The sequence below is a fragment of the Terrisporobacter mayombei genome (assembly GCF_020748465.1).
Classification (GTDB): Bacteria; Bacillota; Clostridia; order Peptostreptococcales; family Peptostreptococcaceae; genus Terrisporobacter; species Terrisporobacter mayombei.
Window position 1 is genome coordinate 1 of record NZ_JAHZMP010000211.1, and the last position, 459, is coordinate 459.

General features: G+C 47.1%; 1 pseudogene. It reads right to left on the reverse strand.

What is annotated here, in order from left to right:
* Positions 1-193 (reverse strand): annotated as a pseudogene (gene acrR, locus K0039_RS25265) (multidrug efflux transporter transcriptional repressor AcrR); the annotation flags it as partial.
* Positions 194-459: the final 266 nt, after the last annotated feature.

Consider the following 459-nt stretch of genomic DNA (forward strand, 5'->3'; position numbering starts at 1 on the left):
AGTTCCCAGATCTCACTGAACAAATCCGACTTGTCTTTAAAATGCCAGTAGATTGCACCGCGCGTAACGCCAGCTGCTTTTGCAATCTCGCCCAGCGAGGTGGATGATACCCCTGCTGTGAGAAAAGACGTAGAGCCACATCGAGGATGTGTTGGCGCGTTTCTTGCGCTTCTTGTTTGGTTTTTCGTGCCATATGTTCGTGAATTTACAGGCGTTAGATTTACATACATTTTTGAATGTATGTACCATAGCACGACGATAATATAAACGCAGCAATGGGTTTATTAACTTTTGACCATTGACCAATTTGAAATCGGACACTCGAGGTTTACATATGAACAAAAACAGAGGGTTTACGCCTCTGGCGGTCGTTCTGATGCTCTCAGGCAGCTTAGCCCTAACAGGATGTGACGACAAACAGGCCCAACAAGGTGGCCAGCAGATGCCCGCCGTTGGCGT